The sequence below is a fragment of the Klebsiella sp. HN106 genome, assembly GCF_051209435.1.
GTDB lineage: Bacteria > Pseudomonadota > Gammaproteobacteria > Enterobacterales > Enterobacteriaceae > Klebsiella > Klebsiella oxytoca.
In genome coordinates this window covers 81,437-100,717 of record NZ_JBLURD010000010.1, presented here as the reverse complement: position 1 = coordinate 100,717, position 19,281 = coordinate 81,437, and the positions used below count along the sequence as shown (strand labels likewise).

Here is a 19,281-nt window from a genome sequence, read left to right as displayed (position 1 = left end):
CTTTACAAAGAAATAGGGAACGCATGTTTTTTCGTCGATCATTATTGTGTACCACTATCTATATTGCACTCCAGTCCTCAGTAATGGCGGAAGAAGCTCCTTCAGTTCCAGCAGATGACATTGAATTTAACGATCAGTTTTTATTTAGTACCGGCGACAATATTGACGTCAGCCGCTTTTCTAAAGGTAACCCGGTACCGCCGGGCACCTATAAAACGCAAATCTTGCTAAACAGCAAGCCAAAGATGCTGGTGGATTTTACCTTTAACGATAATGGTACACCCCGGGCTACGCCCTGTTTTACCAGTAAGCTGCTGGCGCAAACAGGCGTTAACACAGAAGGACTGGATCTCGAATCCGCCGCCTGCATCGATATTGCACAACAGTATCCGCAATCCTCATGGAATTATGATATTGGCACCCAGGAGCTGGCGATCTCCATGCCGCAAATCTATGTCCTTAAACGCCCTGATGGCTACGTCGATCCCTCGCTCTGGCAGGACGGAATTACCGCTGCAATGGTCTCTTACGATCTTAACGCCTGGCACTCTGAAAGCGATGGCAGCGGTTCGGATTCGGTTTATGCCGGACTGAAGTACGGGGTCAACATCGGTGCCTGGCACCTGCGCGCCAGGGGAAACGCCAACTGGGATCAGGACAGCGGCAGCGATTACGCAAGCCAGGATATCTATCTGCAGCGTGATATCACCTCATTGCGCTCACAGTTTCTGGTGGGAGATTCCTATACCCGCGGCGATGGCTTCGATTCATTTAGCCTGCGGGGCGTGCGCTTTTACAACGACGATCGCATGCTGCCCGGCGGCGCTTCCACTTACGCGCCTGAGATTCGCGGCGTGGCAAAGAGCAATGCGAAGGTTGTGATTAAGCAAAGCGGCAATAAAATCTATGAAACTACCGTGCCGCCAGGTCCATTTGCCATTACCGATCTTAGCACCACCGGCTATGGTAGCGACCTGAACGTATCGATTGAAGAGGCCGATGGCAGCGTGCGCGTCTTCTCGGTGCCCTACTCTTCGGTTACGCAAATGCTGCGCCCGGGCTATGGTCGCTGGGACATCGGCGCCGGCGAACTGCGCGACAAGAGTTTAAAAGAGAAACCAGGGCTGGGTTACGCCACCGGTTATTACGGTCTGAACAACACCTTCACTGGCTATGTCGGCGTGCAGTATATGGATGTCGGCTATTACGCCGGGTTAGTGGGTATCGCCACCAATACGCCCGTCGGCGCATTCGCATTTGACATTACACACTCCACAACCGCCATTGATGACCTGGATACTCTGACGGGCCAAAGCTATCGCGTGACCTGGAGCAAGCTGATTGAAGAATCCCGCACCTCATTCAATATTGCTGCCTACCGGTTTTCCACTGAAAACTATATGTCGTTACGGGATGCGGCCACGTTAAATGACAACCTCAGGCACAACAACGACGATACGCCGCAAGAATTTACCCGTTTTCAACGGATGAAAAACCAGTTCCAGGTCAACATTAGTCAGCCGGTCTCTCTCTGGAGCAACAGTAACGGCAACCTGTATGTCAGCGGCAGCTGGGAAGATTACTGGAATAAATCCTCCTCGACCTCTCAGTACTCGGTTGGCTATAACGACTCATTTTCATGGGTCAGCTATAGCATTTCAGTCCAGCGTTCCTATAACGAATATGGCGATAAGGACGACAGCGTCTATCTCAACCTGAGCATTCCGCTGGAAAACCTGCTGGGGCGCAATAAGCGGCCGCTCGGTTTTTCTACCGTCAATATGAGCGTCAACAGCGATCTGAAGTCGAACAATAATTTCTCTACCAGCGCCAACGGCAATACCGACGACTATCGCTTCAGCTACAGCCTTAACACCAGCGCCAGCCGGTCAGATGGCTCGTCAATCAACCAGGTTGGCGGTTACGGCAGCTACAGCAGCCCGTGGGGGCCCTTAAGCCTGTCGGCTTCAGCTTCCGATGATGCCAGCCGCCAGTACTCCATGAGCTACAGCGGCGGCATGCTGCTGCATTCCGGCGGCCTGACTCTGGCCCCCAACAGCATCGGCGATACCGATACCCTGGCGCTGGTGCACGCTGCGGGAGCCAAAGGCGCTCGTTTAACCAATGGAGACGGGCAAATCAACGGTTCGGGATACGCCATCCAGCCCTATTTATCGGCTTACCGTGAGAACAACGTCGGCCTCAATATCGACACCATGGAAGAGGATGTGGAGGTAAAAAACACCAGCACGGTCGTTGTTCCCCGCAGCGGTGCCGTTGTTCGGGTCGATTTTGAGACCGATGAAGGGCGCTCGCTGTTACTTGAACTACAGCGTTCCGACAACGGATTTATCCCGCTCGGCGCGGATGTGCAAAATGAACGGGGCAAATCTATCGGTACCGTCGGACAGGCGGGAATGGCCTATATCCGCGGCGTCACCGAGAGCGGAAAGCTGCGGGTTATCTGGGGAAGCGGAAGCGGGAACCGTTGCACCGTGAACTACCGGCTCTCTGACGGTGGGGAGGATAAGAAAATTGGCCTTACCCGTCTGCTAAATAACCAACGTTGCCAGATGTAATGGCATTATTTTTACAGGGAATAGAATGAAGATAATGAGTCTGAAACAACTTTATCTGGTGGGCTGTAGCGGCATTTTGTTCGCCACTGCGTTACCGGGGCAGGCAGCCTCGCTGGATGTCACCTTTACCGCCAACCTGCGCGAAACTACCTGCGATATGGCCATTGAGGGCGGCAGCGGTGATGGCAAAAACAACACCATCCCTATCGGTACGAATGGCGTTGTGAGCCTGGATAAAATCATCAGCGGCGACAGCGCAGCGCAGGCAACCTTTAAGTTGAAAATCACCGAATGCCCCGAAAGCCTGCAATCGCTTAAAACCACCATCAGCGGGACGAAATCAGGGTACAAAGAAACCGTGATAATAAATGGCGCGACAACGGCGGATGCCGCTGACTCTCTTGGGATCGCCATCGCCAGAGCGTCAGCAACCGATGCGCCTTTCATTATTAATGCCGGTGCGGACGATGGGCGTCTGATATGGACCAGCCAGGAGATAAAAAATAAAGAAGTGCCGCTAGTCGCGACGCTGGTTGAAACGCAAGCAGGCCAGGGCGCTACGGGGACTTTTAGCGCGCTGGCTACTTTCAATTTCACCTATGAATAATCATCAGAAAAGGAACCTCTTGATGAAAAAAATCTCTTTTCTGGGCGGTGCTATCGTCACATTACTCTTTTCTGCGCCCTCTTTCGCCGCGATAACCGGAACCAGTAGCGTTTCGGCTACTTTTACATCCACTATTGAAGCCGGTACCTGTACGGCGCAGATCCAGAACGCCAGCGGTCAGCCCGTAAGTACGCTCGATTTCGGCGATGTCTTTAAATCTGACCTGGTCAAACAAAGTCGCAGCGAACCGTTCAAAGTGGCCTTCACCGATTGTGCAGGCGTAAAGTCTGCTAAATATCAGGTTATTCCCGGAAGCGGCGGCGGCTGCTCGGGCCCCAGTTCTAACGGCGACTCGTTTGCCGGAGGCAACTCTACGGGTTTTGAAGTGTGGCAAGGAGAATCAGGAACCGGAACGTTACTGAGCTGCAATACCAAACCTTCGCAAACGCTCGCCATCAGCGGCAGTTCGCTCAACGTCGATTTTTCTTCACGCATCGTTATCGCAAAAGACAGAAAAATCGCCAACGTGACAGCGGGTAGCGTCAGCTCGCCTGTGACGTTTGTTATCACCTATCAGTAAGTAAGAGGAACAGAACCGCTATGTCATTCTGTATCCGTATTATTGCCCCAATAGGGAAGGCATTGTTGGCTATGGGAATGACTGGCGGTCTGTGCATAGCTTCTTGTTTTGCTGATGGAAATAACGAAGGACTGGACGTCACTCTGCAGGCCAATATTGTGGAGAATACCTGCCAGATTTCACTTTCCGATAATGGGACAGTGCATTTACCCATTGTTTCCCGCAGTTGGTTTTATAACAACGACGGCACCCCTCGTTTGCAGCCTGACGACGCCGCCAGCGGTACGCTCTTTAGCGTAAATGTTGAAAGCTGCTCAGGCGATGGCGCAACGGTCAATACCATGACCTTTAGTTTCCAACCGCAAAACGGGATCTGGCCTGCGGAAAGCCAGCAGGTATTTATTAATGAAACACCGGCGACGGCAGGCGGAGCGGAAAACGTGGGAATTGTTATTTTTTCTTCCCGCGATAACCGTAACGTTGTGAATAGCGACGGCAGCTCCGCTGTCGCTTTCGATGTCTCAAAAGCGGAAAGCTATTTAACCAGCTACGATTTTTATGCCCGCTATCAGAGCACCGGTACGGTAAGCGCTGGAAAAGTGACCAGCCACGTTTTAGTGGATGCGATATACAATTAATATGCTACAGGATGTAGACAAAATGCTGAAAAAAACAAAGCCAGGAACCCTATGTATATCCACCCTCACTACAGTAATAGCTTTATGCATCTTATTCTGTAGCCAGCCCGCCCAGGCGGCTATAGAGTGCCGTTTTAACAGCGGCAAAGGTGGTAGCACAACGCTGGTTAACGGAAGTTATAAAGAAATCAGGCTACCCACGCCAACCAGTGGCCAATCTCATATGATAGCCCAATTTGACACAAAGCTAACCCCGACAATTACAGGAGATTGTAGCGCAGGTAATGATGGCGAAGACTTGTGGGCTAAAACCTCGCCAAATATAACAGGACAGGGACTGTATAATTTTGCCTCTTTTCTCACTAATATTCCAGGCATTGAGTACCAGGTGCGAATAAATACAACTACCGGCTCCGGAAACATGTTTGCGCAAAACACACAAGACTTTCAAATAATTTCTTATAACGATGGGTATGAAGATAACTGGGATGAAAAAACATTTAAAGCTACAATTTACGTCTACCTAAAAGAGTCATTTAATGGCAATCCGCAAAAATTAACCTATTTAAAACCCCAGGCGGGCTTACTAGGCTGGGCGAGTCTCGGCGTTCCCTCGGATAGCAACAATCAGCCTTATGCCTTTTATGTCACGGAAGATACCTTCTCCATTCCTCTGGTTTTACCAACCTGCAGTGTGATGGCGCTTGGCGACGGAGGTACTAATGTTGCCATGGGGGATTATTTCATATCAGACTTAAAAAATGGCAATACCACTAAAGATGTGCCTTTTAACATTGATGTCAGCGACTGTACCAGCGTGGCAAAATTCACGACAAAAATGACCACCCTCAAGACAACGGGAAGTGGGGCGGATCTGCTGGGTAATACCCTGAATACAAACGCGGCTACCGGTATTGGCGTAAAAATTCTTTACAATAAAACGACTCAACTTATTCCCAACAACGCCAATTCTAATTACGTGGTAAGCGACAACACCATTCCAGGCAGCAAAACTTTCAACTTTATCGCCCGTATGGAAAGAGATGGTAACCCGCTTGTTGTTGGTCAATTTAAAGCAACTGCCGTTTTTAACATGACCTATGACTGAGATTACCCCTGCGGCTGATTGCTAATCAGCCGCGACATCGTCTCCAGCGAATCCGTTCTGAGAATATATAGCCTTTTTAATAAGAACGGATTGTCGCCCGGCTTTACCTTACCTCTCACGGTAGTCACCGCCAGATGAAAACCGGCGTCGTTCGCCGCCTGAACCGCCTTAGCGTTATAGCCGCCAAACGGATAAGAAAGATAGAGCACGTGGGGATTAAACTGCGCCAGCGCCCGCCGCGAGTGTTCAAAATCAAACAGAATATTGTGATAGCTGCGGCTGAGCAGAATCGGATGACGCCGGGCATCAACCCGATGCAGGAAATGGGTATGCGACTGCACGTCGAAGACATCCTGAATCTGTTTTAACTCGGAAATGCTCATAAACTGCAGCGAGTTCGGCGCCCATTTCTGGGGATGGCGCTTGATGCGCGATGAAATAATAAAAGCCGTAGCGTGAAAGCCATATTGCTTAAGAATCGGGTACGCATAGCGGTTGACCGATTTCAGACCATCGTCAAAAGTGATCACCACCGAACGCGCCGGAAGATTCACTTTATTACGCAGATAACCTTCCAGTTGATACATGCTCAGCGTGGCATAGCCCTGGTCGCGTAGCCAGGTCATCTGGTTGCTGAAGGCGCGAACGGAAGTCGTGGTCGAGGTATGACGAAACCGGGTGTTTTCTTCGTCACGCAGAATATGGTGATAAGTGAGTATGGGGATGCCGTTATCTTCCTGCGCATCCAGACTGCTCACCCACGCCAGGCGGTTACCGATGCGTATCTGAAACCAGGTTTGATTCAACCGATCCCGGAGCTTGCTGATAATCGGATAGCGCAAATTATTCGCCAGGGTGCCGAACGGCGCGCTGCCAGCGGAGGGGCCATCATAGACGGGCGTATCTTTCCAGGTAATGAGATTCTGGTTGCTCAGAGGCTTATGCAGGTCGCCGAGGCTATCCTCAACCCGCTGCTTGCCCTGCACTGGCCCTAGGTGGCCTTTATCGATAAAGCCGGTCGCAAAGCCAAAATTAAACTCGTAGTAATCGGCTGCGGTCGGCACTACCGCCAGTATTTGCCCTGCCCGTACGTTGCCGACGCTCACCACCTGGTTGCCAACCTGCGCCCAGATATCCGCATCTTCGGTCGTTTGCATATAGCGCGCGGGGGTGTCCTGCTGGCTTAACAGGCTGGCGGAAGCGCTGCACGCCGTAAGCAGAAGGAGTAAAACAAACATTCGGGCAAGCATGCGCATTGAACCGGTAGACAAAAACTGCCGTCATTGTAACAAAAGCGCGATCAATACCAATGCTTAATTCCCGTACGGCTCATGCAGCAGCCGGAAGGGTGGATTCTTTTGCTGCTGATGCCAGAGACTGCTCACCGCCGGGCCTCCGGCGCTGACAATGGCGTGTCGGAAGGCTTCGCTGCTCAGGTTCTGGCGCAGCAAATACATACTTTCCAGTAATGAATAGTCGATCCCGGAAATCACTTCACAGTGGGTGTGCTTATGGCTCATCAGCGCCGCCACGCGATAAGGCGCCGCGCCGGATTTATCGGTCAGGAAAATAACGCCTTCGCCGCTGTCCGTCTCATGTAGCGCATCGCACATCATACGGCTCAGCATATTGCTGCTGAGATTGCGCCAGTAGTTGACCGCCCGGCACTGCGTCAACGGCCCAAACTTTTTCTCCAGACGATCCAGCATCTCCTGCGCCAGTTCATCATGGCAGGTAATCACCCAACCTAACATCGCCTACCTCCTTAGCAGGCAAACAATTTAGCAAGGCAAGTGATGAATATCGGTGATGGCAATCAAATTGTTGGCTGGCGCTTTGCCTCAGTGAGCAGCAAAGCGCCATCGGTGGTTAAATTAGCTGCGCAGCCCGCGTCCGCGCTGGATCAGATACCAGCACAGGAGATAAAACGCGACGATAAACACGACCAGCACGCCGAAGGTCGTCGCCAGCGGAACATCGTTAATTCCGAGGAAGCCGTAGCGGAAGCCGCTGATCATATAGACGATCGGATTGAGATGCGACAGCCCTTGCCAGAAGGGCGGCAGCAGGGTCAGGGAATAAAAAACCCCGCCAAGGTAGGTCAACGGCGTCAGCACGAAGGTCGGAATAAGGCTGATATCGTCAAAGGTTTTAGCAAACACCGCGTTCAGCAGGCCGGCCAGCGAGAATAGCACGGCGGTCAGTATCAGGGTCAGAGCGACAAATACCCACGAGTGGACCTGGAACGGAACGAAAAATAGCGAAATCGCCGTCACCAGAATCCCGACGCACAGACCGCGGGCAACTCCGCCGCCCACATAGCCGGCGATCACCACGTGCGTGGGGACCGGCGCGACCAGCAGTTCTTCAATATTGCGCTGGAATTTGGCGCTGAAGAAAGAGGACGCCACGTTGGCATAGGCGTTGGTGATCACCGCCATCATGATCAGACCCGGCACGATAAATTGCATATAGGTAAAACCGTGCATCTCACCGATGCGCGAACCGATCAGATTGCCAAAAATGACAAAGTAGAGGGTCATGGTTATCACCGGCGGCACCAGCGTCTGGACCCAGATACGCATAAACCGATGGATCTCTTTGGTCCAGATGCTTTTCAGCGCGACCCAATAAAGCTGCATCATGCTGATTCTCCTTTCCGGTCATGCACCAGCGTGACAAACAGCTCTTCAAGCCGGTTTGCTTTGTTACGCATACTTAATACCTGTATTCCCTGCGCGCTCAGCTGAGTGAACACGCTGTTAATCCCCTGCTCGCGCAGCACTTCTACCTCCAGAGTCGACGTATCGACCAGACGATACTGATAGCCTTCCAGCACCGGCAGCGGGCTTTTGGGAGCCAGGTCGAGAATAAAAGTTTCTGATTTCAGCTTGGCCAGCAGCGCTTTCATCGATGTGTTTTCCACCAGCTCGCCGCGCTGAATAATGCCGATATTGCGGCACAGCATTTCGGCCTCTTCCAGATAGTGGGTAGTCAGGATAATCGTCGTGCCTTTATCGTTGAGATCTTTCAAAAATCCCCACATCGAGCGACGAAGCTCAATATCCACTCCCGCCGTGGGCTCATCGAGGATCAGCAGCTTCGGTTCATGCATCAACGCGCGGGCGATCATCAGGCGGCGCTTCATGCCGCCGGAGAGCATCCGCGCGCGCTCGTTGCGCTTTTCCCATAGGTCGAGCTGTTTGAGGTACTTTTCACTGCGGACAATCGCTTCTTTGCGCTCAACGCCATAGTAGCCCGCCTGGTTGACCACAATCTGCTGCACGGTTTCAAACGGGTTGAAGTTGAACTCCTGCGGCACCAGACCGAGCTGGCGTTTGGCGTTCACCACATCCTTTTGCAGATCGTAGCCAAAAACATTCACCTCGCCGGAGGTTTTATTTACCAGCGAACTGATGATGCCGATAGTGGTCGATTTCCCCGCGCCGTTAGGCCCCAGGAGCGCGTAAAAATCGCCCGCTTCGACCTGCAGATCGATTCCGCGCAGCGCCTGAACTCCACCGGGGTAGGTTTTCTTGAGCTGTTTTAGTTCCAGAGCAATGGTCATTAAAGGTCTCTTCTCGTGTCGCGACACGCGATGGGTTGTTTTAAAAAATGTGAGGTTACCCTATATTAGCGCAACGCACTTACTTGGTTACAGGCCCGTAAACATCCATGAACGATATAGATACACTCATCAGCAACAATGCACTATGGTCAAAAATGCTGGTGGAGGAAGACCCCGGTTTCTTTGAGAAGCTGGCACAAGCGCAAAAACCGCGCTTTCTGTGGATTGGATGTTCCGATAGCCGCGTCCCCGCCGAACGTTTGACCGGCCTGGAACCCGGCGAGCTGTTTGTACACCGTAACGTTGCAAACCTGGTGATTCATACCGACCTGAACTGTCTTTCCGTGGTGCAGTACGCGGTTGATGTACTGGAAGTCGAGCACATCATCATCTGCGGCCACTACGGCTGCGGCGGCGTGCAGGCGGCAATTGAAAATACCGAGCTTGGCCTGATCGACAACTGGCTGCTGCATATCCGCGATATCTGGTTTAAGCACAGCTCATTACTGGGTGAGATGCCCGAAGAGCGTCGCCTTGATACGCTGTGTGAATTGAATGTGATGGAGCAGGTTTACAACCTGGGTCACTCAACGATTATGCAGTCGGCGTGGAAGCGCGGACAGAAAGTGACCATCCACGGCTGGGCTTACGGCATTCACGACGGCATGTTACGCGACCTTGACGTGACCGCCGTCAGCCGCGAAACGCTGGAACAGCGCTATCGCCAGGGTATTTCCAACCTTAAAAGCAAGCACGTCAATCACAAGTAATTCACGCGCTCCTCTTAATTATTATCCCGGGCCGCCGGGATAGATAATCCGCTTTATTCGTCGAGCAGGGTCACTTTGCCGATATAGGGCAGGTGACGGTAGCGCTGAGCATAGTCAATGCCGTAGCCCACGACGAATTCATCCGGGATCGCAAAACCGACGAACTCTACCGGCACGTTAACTTCACGACGGCTTGGCTTATCGAGCAGGGTACAAATCGCCAGGGATTTAGGTTCACGTAGGCTAAGAATTTCACGCACTTTTGACAGTGTGTTGCCGGAGTCAATGATGTCTTCCACGATCAGCACATCTTTACCGCGGATGTCTTCATCCAGATCTTTGAGGATTTTGACGTCGCGGGTGGTGGACATGCCGCTGCCGTAGCTGGATGCGGTCATGAAATCGACTTCATGGGGTACCTGAACTTCACGGCACAGGTCGGCCATAAACATAAATGAACCGCGCAATAGCCCCACCAGCACCATTTCGCTGCCGCTATCCTGGTAATGTTCATTAATTTGACGACCGAGCTCAGCAATACGGGCTTTGATCTCAGTTTCCGGGATCATCACTTCTACAGTATGTTTCATAAAACTAACCATTTGATTCTTAATGTAAATCATCAATGCCGCTGCGATTGCACCGACGTTGACCGGCAAGCCACGCAGTATACCAGCAAAAAGAAATATGCGATGCAGTGATTAATAAAGCCCATTTTGTGATTCCGATCACACTTGTTAAATCCTATAATTAATTGCAGGTAAAAAATTAACAATCAAACGAGTGTCTTTCTATGGCAGAAACAAAATCTCAACAATCACGGCTACTCGTGACGCTGACGGCTCTTTTTGCAGCGTTCTGTGGCCTCTATCTTTTAGCGGGCGGAGCCTGGCTGGTCGCCCTCGGCGGCTCCTGGTACTACCCTATCGCAGGTCTGGTGATGCTGGGCGTCACCGTCCTCCTGTTCCGCGGTAAGCGCTCTGCGCTTTGGCTTTACGCCGCGCTGCTGCTTGCCACGATGATTTGGGGCGTCTGGGAGGTTGGTTTTGACTTCTGGGCGCTGACCCCACGCAGCGACATTCTGGTCTTCTTCGGCATCTGGCTGATTCTTCCTTTTGTCTGGCGTCGCCTGCCGATTCCCTCCGCTGGCGCCGTTGCCGGGCTGGTCGTCACCCTGCTGATTAGCGGCGGCATCCTCACCTGGGCCGGCTTCAACGACCCGCAGGAAGTCAACGGTACGCTGAGAGCGGATGCAACGCCAGCAGCGCCTATTTCCGACGTTGCCGATGGCGACTGGTCGGCGTATGGCCGTAATCAGGAAGGACAGCGTTACTCGCCGCTGAAGCAGATCAACGCCGATAACGTGAAGAATCTGAAAGAAGCCTGGGTCTTCCGTACGGGCGATCTCAAGCAGCCTAACGATCCGGGCGAAATTACCAACGAAGTTACGCCGATTAAAGTGGGCGACACGCTCTATCTGTGTACTGCCCACCAGCGCCTGTTCGCGCTTGATGCGGCCACCGGTAAAGAAAAATGGCATTTCGATCCGCAGCTCAACGCCGATCCCTCTTTCCAGCACGTGACCTGCCGCGGCGTTTCATATCATGAAGCCAGAGCGGACAATGCGCCGGCAGATGTGGTTGCCGACTGCCCGCGCCGTATCATTCTACCGGTCAACGATGGCCGCCTGTTCGCCATCAATGCCGAAACCGGTAAGCTGTGTGAATCCTTTGCTAATAAAGGCATTCTCAATCTGCAAACCAACATGCCTGTCACTACGCCGGGTATGTACGAACCGACTTCACCGCCGATTATTACTGATAAAACGATCGTTATCGCCGGCGCCGTGACCGATAACTTCTCGACCCGCGAGCCGTCTGGCGTTATCCGCGGCTTTGATGTGAATACCGGTAAGCTGCTATGGGCCTTTGATCCGGGTGCGAAAGATCCCAACGCGATTCCGAGTGATGAACATCATTTCACACTGAATTCACCTAACTCCTGGGCGCCAGCCGCCTATGACGCGAAGCTGGATTTGGTCTACCTGCCTATGGGCGTGACCACCCCGGATATCTGGGGCGGCAACCGTACGCCAGAACAGGAACGCTATGCCAGCTCCATCGTGGCGCTAAACGCCACCACCGGTAAACTGGCGTGGAGCTACCAGACCGTGCACCACGATCTGTGGGATATGGATATGCCGTCGCAGCCGACGCTGGCGGACATCGACGTCAACGGTAAAACCGTACCGGTAATTTACGCTCCGGCAAAAACCGGTAATATTTTTGTCCTCGATCGCCGTAACGGTGAGCTGGTTGTCCCGGCACCGGAAAAACCGGTTCCGCAAGGGGCGGCGAAAGGTGACTACGTCTCAAAAACTCAGCCTTTCTCCGATCTGAGCTTCCGCCCGAAAAAAGACCTGAGCGGCGCGGATATGTGGGGCGCCACCATGTTTGACCAGCTGGTGTGCCGGGTTATCTTCCATCAGCTGCGCTATGAAGGCATCTTCACCCCGCCGTCAGAACAAGGAACTCTGGTGTTCCCGGGTAACCTGGGGATGTTCGAATGGGGCGGTATCTCCGTCGATCCGAACCGCCAGGTGGCGATTGCTAACCCAATGGCGCTGCCGTTTGTGTCAAAACTGATCCCGCGCGGCCCCGGCAACCCGATGGAACAGCCGAAAGACGCCAAAGGTTCCGGTACTGAAGCCGGTATTCAGCCACAGTACGGCGTTCCTTACGGCGTTACGCTAAACCCGTTCCTGTCACCGTTTGGTCTGCCTTGCAAACAGCCGGCCTGGGGCTATATCTCCGCGCTGGATTTAAAAACCAACGAAGTGGTGTGGAAAAAACGTATCGGTACCCCGCAGGATAGCCTGCCGTTCCCGATGCCGATTAAACTTCCGTTCACCATGGGTATGCCGATGCTGGGCGGCCCTATTTCTACGGCAGGCAATGTGCTGTTTATCGGCGCGACCGCAGATAACTACCTGCGCGCGTACAATATGAGCAACGGTGAAAAATTATGGCAGGCCCGTCTGCCGGCGGGCGGCCAGGCGACGCCGATGACCTATGAAGTGAATGGCAAGCAGTACGTTGTCATCTCTGCGGGCGGTCACGGTTCGTTTGGCACGAAGATGGGCGACTATATCGTCGCTTACGCTCTGCCGGACGACGCGAAGTAATTCCGCTTTGCCTTCTGAGCCCCTTCCCTTGTCTTAGAGACAGGAAATAAAAAAACGCCCTTTACGGGCGTTTTTTTCAGTCGAGACCAGAGTTACTTCGCGAACTGCAGGGAAAGCAAAGAGGCTTTTGCCGCTTCCTGATACTGTTCAACTAAATCTTTGGTCATATTAAACGTCATCTGCACCGCCTTATTATCCTGCGATGTGATTAACATCATATTGAGAATTTCAGTATCCGCAGCCTGCGAATAGAAGGTGAGTAACCACCCCTTATGACCATCAACGGTAACGGCCTCGGCCTGCGGTTTTAAACTCTCCAGCATCTTAAGCATCATCTCTTTAAATGCATCGAGCTTCTCCGCTGGTAACGGATTGCGCCCTGCGGTAACCCCCAGCGATGCTTTGCCTTTCTCATCGCCATAAATGACCTGTGGACGGTTTTCGGAAGGGTATTTGAGCTTTGCCATCTCTTCAGACATTGGCGTCAGCCCCTCGGGGATTTCAACACTAAGCTTTAAATCGGGTATGTCCTTACGTTCCATCGTCATCCCGGCATGTGCGGAAAGCGTAACAAATAGCGCCAGCGATGCGGCAATCACTTTGCGGTAAATATCCATTTCAACCTCGTTGATTATTAAGCAATCGCGACAGTATATGCGTGATTTTATAAATCAACACCCTCGGTAAGGACTTTAAGAAAAGTGCCCGCCCGCCGCGCAGGGCGAACGAGCAGGAAACGTCCTCAGGCAGTCGTAAAGGCCAACATCATTCCCGTATCTTCATGTTCCAGCAGATGGCAGTGCGCCATATAGGCAAACTCCTTCGGGGCATCATGGTCAAATTTCACCAGTACTTCACTCACTGCGCCTTCCACCCGAACGGTGTCTTTCCAGCCGCTGCGATGCGCTGCAGGCGCCTTGCCGTTTTCAGATAAAATACGGAACTGGGTACCGTGGATATGAAACGGATGCAGCATCATGTCGCCCTTACCGGAAATCACCCACCGCTCATACTGCCCTTTCGCCGCCGCAAATATGGGGACATTCATATCAAATGCTTTCCCGTTGATGCGGTTAGCGTTATGGAAATCAAAATCCTTATTACCGTGCTTCATCTGCGTCATGCCGCCATGATTCATATGTTCCATGTCGCCGTGGTTCATAGTGTTCATATTCCCCATCTCGCCATGGTTCATCATCGCGCCGTGGTCCATTCCGGACATCGCCTGATCGCCGTATTTTTGCATCAGCGCCTGCATGCCCATCATATCAAGCATCGGATCCATAGAGAGCTGCAGCGTACGCTGGGTTAGCCCTTGTAAGGAAGGTAGCGCTGGCATGGCGGCAAGGACATCCGGCAGCTTACCGGAAGCCGGAATCGTCAGCGGCTGAACGCGTAATACTGGCTGCGGTTTATCGAATGGCGTAATAGCCATACCCATCTGACTCACCGGCAGCGTTATCAGATCAAAGGGTTTACCGTCCGTCGTATCCACCAGCACTTCAAACCGTTCCCCCATCAGCACCGGCAGCTCGTTAACTTTTACCGGCTCAGCAAGCAGACCGCCATCGCTTGCCACGACGTACATGGGCCGCTTATCGCTGGTAGAGAAATTTAAAGAACGCGCGTTGCAGCCGTTAAGCAGACGCAAACGCAGCCAGCCGCGAGGAGCGGCATGCTCCGGATAAAGCGCGCCGTTGGTCAGCAGCGTATCGCCAAACCAGCCAACGGCGGCGCTCATGATATCGAGCTGGTAGTCAATCTGGCCTTCCTGGGTGAATTTCTTATCCTGCACGATCACCGGCACATCATCGATTCCCCACTGCTTTGGCAAGAGCAGCTTTTCACTTTCTGCATCAGAAATGAGCACCAGACCGGCCAGCCCCATCGCCACCTGTCTGCCGGTTTTTCCGTGTTGGTGAGGGTGGAACCAACAGGTCGCCGCCCGCTGCGTTGGCGTAAACGTCACGGTACGGGAACCTCCTGCGGGAATCACCCCCTGAGGGCCACCGTCAACGACGCCGGAAACCTCCAGACCGTGCCAGTGCACGGTAGTCTCCTCCGCCAGACGATTATGAATATCGATGGTTGCCGCCTCGCCTTGCTTAAGCTGCAGGGCCGGCCCCAGCAGGCTACCGTTGTAGCCCCAGGTCGTCGCCAGGTGAGAGCCGAACTGCGTTTTTCCGGCCTGAATGGTTAAGGAGATGCGATTGCGCGCGTCAGCCATCAGCAGTTCCGGCACGGGCAAAGAGGGACGACCGGCAGCCAAAACCGCGCGGCTCCAGAGCGGCAATGCGCTGGCTACGCTGACCGCAGCGGTTAATTTAAGAAATTCACGACGTTGCATTTTTCACATCCTTTTATTCTGCAGGTGAATAAATGAGCTTAAACCCTCCACCAACGGGAAGGTCAAGCGGAAGAGTAAGAATAAAGCTCAGCGTAGTGTAAAGAAGTATGCTAACTTTGTTTGTCAGTGATTCAATGGTAGAAAAAATGAAAACGCTTTTCAGAACAATAGTGCTTGGCAGCCTGCTTACTCTCTCCGCCAATAGCTATGCATTAAGCGAGTCCGAAGCGGAAGATATGGCTGATTTGACGGCGGTATTCGTCTTTCTGAAGAACGATTGCGGTTATCAAAATCTGCCTAACACGCAGATTCGTCGCGCTCTGGTGTTCTTTGCTCAGCAGAACCAGTGGGATTTAAGCAACTACGACAGCTTCAATATGAAAGCCCTGGGCGAGGATAGCTATCGGGATCTCAGCGGAATCAAAATTCCTACCACCAAAAAATGTAAAGCGCTGGCTCGTGACTCGCTAAGCCTGCTCGCCTACGTGAAATAATCACGCTTCTGATTTAACAAGTTTAATAGCCGTTTAAATACGGCTATTGCGTTATTAGTAATAGCAATTCACTTTACAGCGACGACTAATTCATATCTCAATTCAAAAACCTCACCGATAATTCATTAAGTGTTTAACTAATTAATAAAATTAATACTAATAAACTCTAAAAAAAACAGCAGCCATATTATTGCAATCTCCTTTTTTGCACATTATTATCGCCCGATAACGACCCTTTTTATCAATGGAATGAAACCTTGAACATATCCTTATTTACCCGCATAGCACCTCTGGCCGTCATTTTATTAGTAGGTTGTCAATCAACACAATCCCGACAATCCGCCAGATTAATGAAACCTTTACCTGACGCGACATTAAATCAACAGCAAACTGAACAGCAGAGAATTGCCGAGGAGCAAGCGCGCATTGAGACTTGCCGTAAAGCGCTGGAGTCACTGAAAGAGGTGAATCCAAAGCAGGCAGCTAAATTAGGGAATGATTTCACCGCCCTGCTCAACGCCGCATCTCAATATAATTCTGTGCGCAGCAAAGTTGCAGAGCCAACTAAACAGGGTATCGACTCCATGTACCAGTTCAAATCAATCAAGCTATGCGCGGATATTGAAAAGGAACTGATCGATAGTCTGGTTAAACGCGGTGAAAATGTTCAGCCATGAACGGAAAAATAGCTATTAACTTCAATTCGATATCGCTGGCAGCAGCGCTTGTGCTGGCGCTGTCGCCATCACCCGACGCTCGCGCGGAAAAAGAGGCGCTGATACATGTTACGGCAAATTCGAATAGTGACGCGTCAGGGCCGGCATTCTTAAATTACGCTAAAGAGCAGCAGGCTCAGAAAGATCGCGCGCCTGCGAAGTCCGTTGAAGAAAAAAACGCTATTACGCAAACAACGAATAAAAAAAACGAACAGAAAGTCACTGAAGTTTCACGCCAGGCTGCAATAATTGCTCAAAAAGATAAAATCATTCGGCAACTTCGACAACAGCTTTCAGCAAAGCCAGCTACGGTTTATGCCGTACAGGACAATCAAAAAGATCTGACGGATAAAATTCGCCAGCTTGAGAAAGCATTAACGGTTGCCGTAGCAGAAAAACAACGCTTAATAGACAAAGAGCTCTCCGCCGCCGCTGAAATGAAACAGAAACTGGGGCAGCTCAATGCCACGGAAAATAAAATTCTGCTACAGGAAAAAAAGCTAGCTTCTGCGGAATCAGCGAAACAAAAGCTTGAATCACTGCTAACGGAAGCCGCCGCTGAAAAGCAAACGCTGTTAAAGAAGCTCGCGGCTGAGGAAAAACAACCGCAAGATATCGCCTCTAAGCTTGCTGCCGCTGCATCAGACAAGCAAGCGCTCGCTGCAAAGCTCGTCGCCGCAGAAACCGCACAGCGGGAACTCAAAACAAAACTGGATGCGGGAGAAACCGGCCGGCAAGCGCTGGCGGCGAAACTTGCTGCCGCAGTAGCGGAAAAGCAGGATTTGGCGGTAAAACTGGCGGCCACGGGGGTAGAAAACCGGGCGCTCACGGCAAAACTGGACTCCTTCACCATCAGCAGGCAGCAGTCAGCGCCTCAGGAAAATGCGGTCAGCCCGCAGGCAGATGAAAACAACGCCCTGCTGCAGGCCAGCGCTGATGAGATAAGCCAGCTAAAGGCCCGGCTTGCTGATGCCGAGACGAAATCAGGTAAAAACCCGGCGGCTATCGATCTTACCAGAGAGCCTCAGCAGCAGGCTTACTCTGTCGGCGTATCGATGGGCGAGGAGGCGCTAAAAGTGTTGTCCACCCGCAGTTCACAGGGCATAAAAATCAGTAAAGATACCGTTCTGCAGGGCATTCTGGATTCCTTTTCAGGGAAAATCGCCCTCGACGAGAAAGCGCGCAATAAGGCTCTGTTCGATGTGTCGAAAAAGGTCTTTCAGCATCTGCATAAGATAGAACAGCAGATGGTTAACGAAGGGAAAAAATACCAACAAAAATTCGCGAAACAAAAAGGTGTGGTATTTAAAGATGGGATATACAGCCGTATCGACTATGCCGGCGAAGGTAAGATCCTCGACAGCGATACCGTCACCGTAACCATCAAGGAGACGCTAATTGATGGAACCGTTATTAACGACATGGAAGCGGAAGGCAAAGTCTGGTCTCAGACCCTAAAATCCTATCCTCCTGTCTTCCTCGGGCCAATAAAGCGCCTGGGGAACCACGGTTCTATTACGGTGGTTATCCCTCCTGAACTCGCCTATGGTAGCGAAGGCCGGCCACCCAAAATCCCGCCCGGAGCGACCATGGTGTATTCAGTCAGAATCGTAGACGCCACGGCGGCACAGCCCCAGGCTAAAAACCCCTGATCCTCACGCCTCCTGACAGGGAGGCGTGTTTCCCTTTTCTTGAAAGGTTATGCCCCACGCTTCATTTGCTGAAATATCCACCGTGCATCATCTTCTATAGTTGGCTATGATGTTGCGCTCATTTTTAATGGGTGTAACAGGTGTTAACAAAGGAGGATCTGCCCGTGGCCGATAGCAATCTGTGGCATGAAACGCTGCACGACCATTTTGGTCAGTATTTCAGCGTTGATAACGTACTGTATCATGAGAAAACCGATCATCAGGATTTAATCATATTCGAAAACGCTGCCTTTGGCCGCGTGATGGCGCTGGATGGCGTAGTGCAAACCACCGAACGTGATGAGTTTATCTATCATGAAATGATGACCCATGTTCCTTTGATGGCCCACGGCCAGGCGAAACATGTATTAATCATCGGCGGCGGCGATGGCGCAATGCTGCGCGAAGTCTCCCGTCATCGCAACATCGAAACCATCACCATGGTTGAAATTGACGCGGGCGTAGTTTCATTCTGCCGCCAGTATCTCCCTAATCATAATGCTGGCGCGTACGATGACCCGCGCTTTACGCTGGTTATTGACGATGGCGTCAATTTTGTTAATCAAACCGCGCAAACGTTTGACGTCATTATCTCCGACTGCACCGATCCTATCGGTCCCGGCGAGAGCCTGTTCACTTCCGCCTTTTACGAAGGCTGCAAACGCTGCCTCAATCCAGGAGGAATCTTCGTTGCTCAGAACGGCGTTAGTTTCCTGCAGCAGGATGAAGCCGTCGATAGCCATCGTAAGCTCAGCCATTACTTTGGTGATGTAAGCTTCTATCAGGCGGCGATCCCAACCTATTACGGCGGCATCATGACCTTCGCGTGGGCCACGGACAATGAAGCCCTGCGCCATCTTTCCAGTGAAATCATCCAGGCCCGTTTTCACAAGTCAAACCTGAAGTGTCGCTATTACAACCCGGCAATTCACGCGGCGGCATTTGCTTTACCGCAATATTTACTGGATGCGCTATCCACCGTTAAGTAAGGGGGTGATC

18 protein-coding genes are annotated in these 19,281 nt (G+C 51.9%); 11 read left to right on the top strand and 7 right to left on the bottom strand.

Annotation, left to right across the window (positions count from 1 at the left end):
- The first annotated feature begins 23 nt into the window (after nt 1-23).
- Genes ACSIPU_RS20965 through ACSIPU_RS20945 form a run of 5 tightly spaced genes read left to right on the top strand, consistent with a single transcriptional unit; the run spans nt 24 to nt 5,512 of the window.
- Nucleotides 24-2,579, top strand: a complete 2,556-nt coding sequence (locus tag ACSIPU_RS20965) for an outer membrane usher protein (protein ID WP_004108017.1) — start codon at nt 24-26, stop codon at nt 2,577-2,579.
- A gap of 25 nt (nt 2,580-2,604) precedes the next feature.
- A complete protein-coding gene (locus tag ACSIPU_RS20960) occupies nt 2,605-3,186 on the top strand; it encodes a fimbrial protein (RefSeq protein WP_004108019.1) in 582 nt (193 codons plus the stop codon).
- A 22-nt stretch (nt 3,187-3,208) separates the two neighbouring features.
- Nucleotides 3,209-3,766 (top strand): fimbrial protein, encoded by a 558-nt coding sequence (locus tag ACSIPU_RS20955; RefSeq protein WP_004108021.1) that lies wholly within the window; start codon nt 3,209-3,211, stop codon nt 3,764-3,766.
- Between the two features lie 20 nt (nt 3,767-3,786).
- The gene (locus ACSIPU_RS20950; RefSeq protein ID WP_004108023.1) at nt 3,787-4,404 is read left to right on the top strand and encodes a fimbrial-like protein; all 618 of its coding nucleotides are present in this window, start codon (nt 3,787-3,789) and stop codon (nt 4,402-4,404) included.
- A gap of 22 nt (nt 4,405-4,426) precedes the next feature.
- Nucleotides 4,427-5,512, top strand: coding sequence for a fimbrial protein (locus ACSIPU_RS20945; protein ID WP_004108026.1), 1,086 nt, complete (start codon nt 4,427-4,429; stop codon nt 5,510-5,512).
- A 2-nt stretch (nt 5,513-5,514) separates the two neighbouring features.
- Here the strand turns inward: ACSIPU_RS20945 and ACSIPU_RS20940 are convergent, their stop codons facing one another.
- The 4 genes from ACSIPU_RS20940 to ACSIPU_RS20925 form a co-directional block, all read right to left on the bottom strand.
- On the bottom strand, nt 5,515-6,768 hold the full coding sequence (locus tag ACSIPU_RS20940; protein WP_024273734.1) for a polysaccharide deacetylase family protein: 1,254 nt from the start codon (nt 6,766-6,768) through the stop codon (nt 5,515-5,517).
- 57 nt (nt 6,769-6,825) lie between these two features.
- The gene (locus ACSIPU_RS20935) at nt 6,826-7,266 is read right to left on the bottom strand and encodes a PTS sugar transporter subunit IIA (protein ID WP_004108031.1); all 441 of its coding nucleotides are present in this window, start codon (nt 7,264-7,266) and stop codon (nt 6,826-6,828) included.
- A gap of 120 nt (nt 7,267-7,386) precedes the next feature.
- Nucleotides 7,387-8,157 (bottom strand): ABC transporter permease, encoded by a 771-nt coding sequence (locus ACSIPU_RS20930; protein WP_004108033.1) that lies wholly within the window; start codon nt 8,155-8,157, stop codon nt 7,387-7,389.
- Nucleotides 8,154-9,080 (bottom strand): ABC transporter ATP-binding protein, encoded by a 927-nt coding sequence (locus tag ACSIPU_RS20925; protein WP_004108035.1) that lies wholly within the window; start codon nt 9,078-9,080, stop codon nt 8,154-8,156. Before ACSIPU_RS20925 ends, ACSIPU_RS20930 begins: the two co-directional genes overlap by 4 nt.
- Before the next feature lie 107 nt (nt 9,081-9,187).
- Between ACSIPU_RS20925 and can the strand changes: the two genes are divergently transcribed.
- Nucleotides 9,188-9,850: a carbonate dehydratase gene (can, locus tag ACSIPU_RS20920; protein WP_004108036.1), complete on the top strand. Its 663-nt coding sequence runs from the start codon at nt 9,188-9,190 to the stop codon at nt 9,848-9,850.
- Between the two features lie 53 nt (nt 9,851-9,903).
- Here the strand turns inward: can and hpt are convergent, their stop codons facing one another.
- Complete coding sequence (hpt, locus tag ACSIPU_RS20915) at nt 9,904-10,440, bottom strand: hypoxanthine phosphoribosyltransferase (protein ID WP_023322073.1); 537 nt, start codon at nt 10,438-10,440, stop codon at nt 9,904-9,906.
- Nucleotides 10,441-10,643: 203 nt separating this feature from the next.
- Between hpt and ACSIPU_RS20910 the strand changes: the two genes are divergently transcribed.
- Nucleotides 10,644-13,034 carry a glucose/quinate/shikimate family membrane-bound PQQ-dependent dehydrogenase gene (locus ACSIPU_RS20910; protein WP_032728908.1) on the top strand — a complete coding sequence of 797 codons (2,391 nt, stop codon included), beginning with the start codon at nt 10,644-10,646 and terminating at the stop codon, nt 13,032-13,034.
- Nucleotides 13,035-13,126: 92 nt separating this feature from the next.
- On the opposite strand, the gene ACSIPU_RS20905 is transcribed toward ACSIPU_RS20910, so the two are convergent.
- Both ACSIPU_RS20905 and cueO read right to left on the bottom strand, forming a co-directional pair.
- Entirely contained in the window at nt 13,127-13,651 is a 525-nt protein-coding gene (locus ACSIPU_RS20905) for a hypothetical protein (protein ID WP_004108052.1), read from the bottom strand.
- A 125-nt stretch (nt 13,652-13,776) separates the two neighbouring features.
- The gene (cueO, locus tag ACSIPU_RS20900; RefSeq protein WP_024273733.1) at nt 13,777-15,381 is read right to left on the bottom strand and encodes a multicopper oxidase CueO; all 1,605 of its coding nucleotides are present in this window, start codon (nt 15,379-15,381) and stop codon (nt 13,777-13,779) included.
- A 146-nt stretch (nt 15,382-15,527) separates the two neighbouring features.
- Between cueO and ACSIPU_RS20895 the strand changes: the two genes are divergently transcribed.
- The 4 genes from ACSIPU_RS20895 (at nt 15,528) to speE (ending at nt 19,271) form a co-directional block, all read left to right on the top strand.
- The gene (locus ACSIPU_RS20895) at nt 15,528-15,875 is read left to right on the top strand and encodes a YacC family pilotin-like protein (RefSeq protein WP_004872121.1); all 348 of its coding nucleotides are present in this window, start codon (nt 15,528-15,530) and stop codon (nt 15,873-15,875) included.
- A gap of 257 nt (nt 15,876-16,132) precedes the next feature.
- Entirely contained in the window at nt 16,133-16,552 is a 420-nt protein-coding gene (locus tag ACSIPU_RS20890; RefSeq protein ID WP_024273732.1) for a hypothetical protein, read from the top strand.
- Nucleotides 16,549-18,243: an FKBP-type peptidyl-prolyl cis-trans isomerase N-terminal domain-containing protein gene (locus tag ACSIPU_RS20885; protein ID WP_024273731.1), complete on the top strand. Its 1,695-nt coding sequence runs from the start codon at nt 16,549-16,551 to the stop codon at nt 18,241-18,243. The genes ACSIPU_RS20890 and ACSIPU_RS20885 overlap by 4 nt, the downstream gene beginning before the upstream one ends.
- A gap of 164 nt (nt 18,244-18,407) precedes the next feature.
- Complete coding sequence (gene speE / locus ACSIPU_RS20880) at nt 18,408-19,271, top strand: polyamine aminopropyltransferase (RefSeq protein WP_004108060.1); 864 nt, start codon at nt 18,408-18,410, stop codon at nt 19,269-19,271.
- The last annotated feature ends 10 nt before the right edge of the window (nt 19,272-19,281 follow it).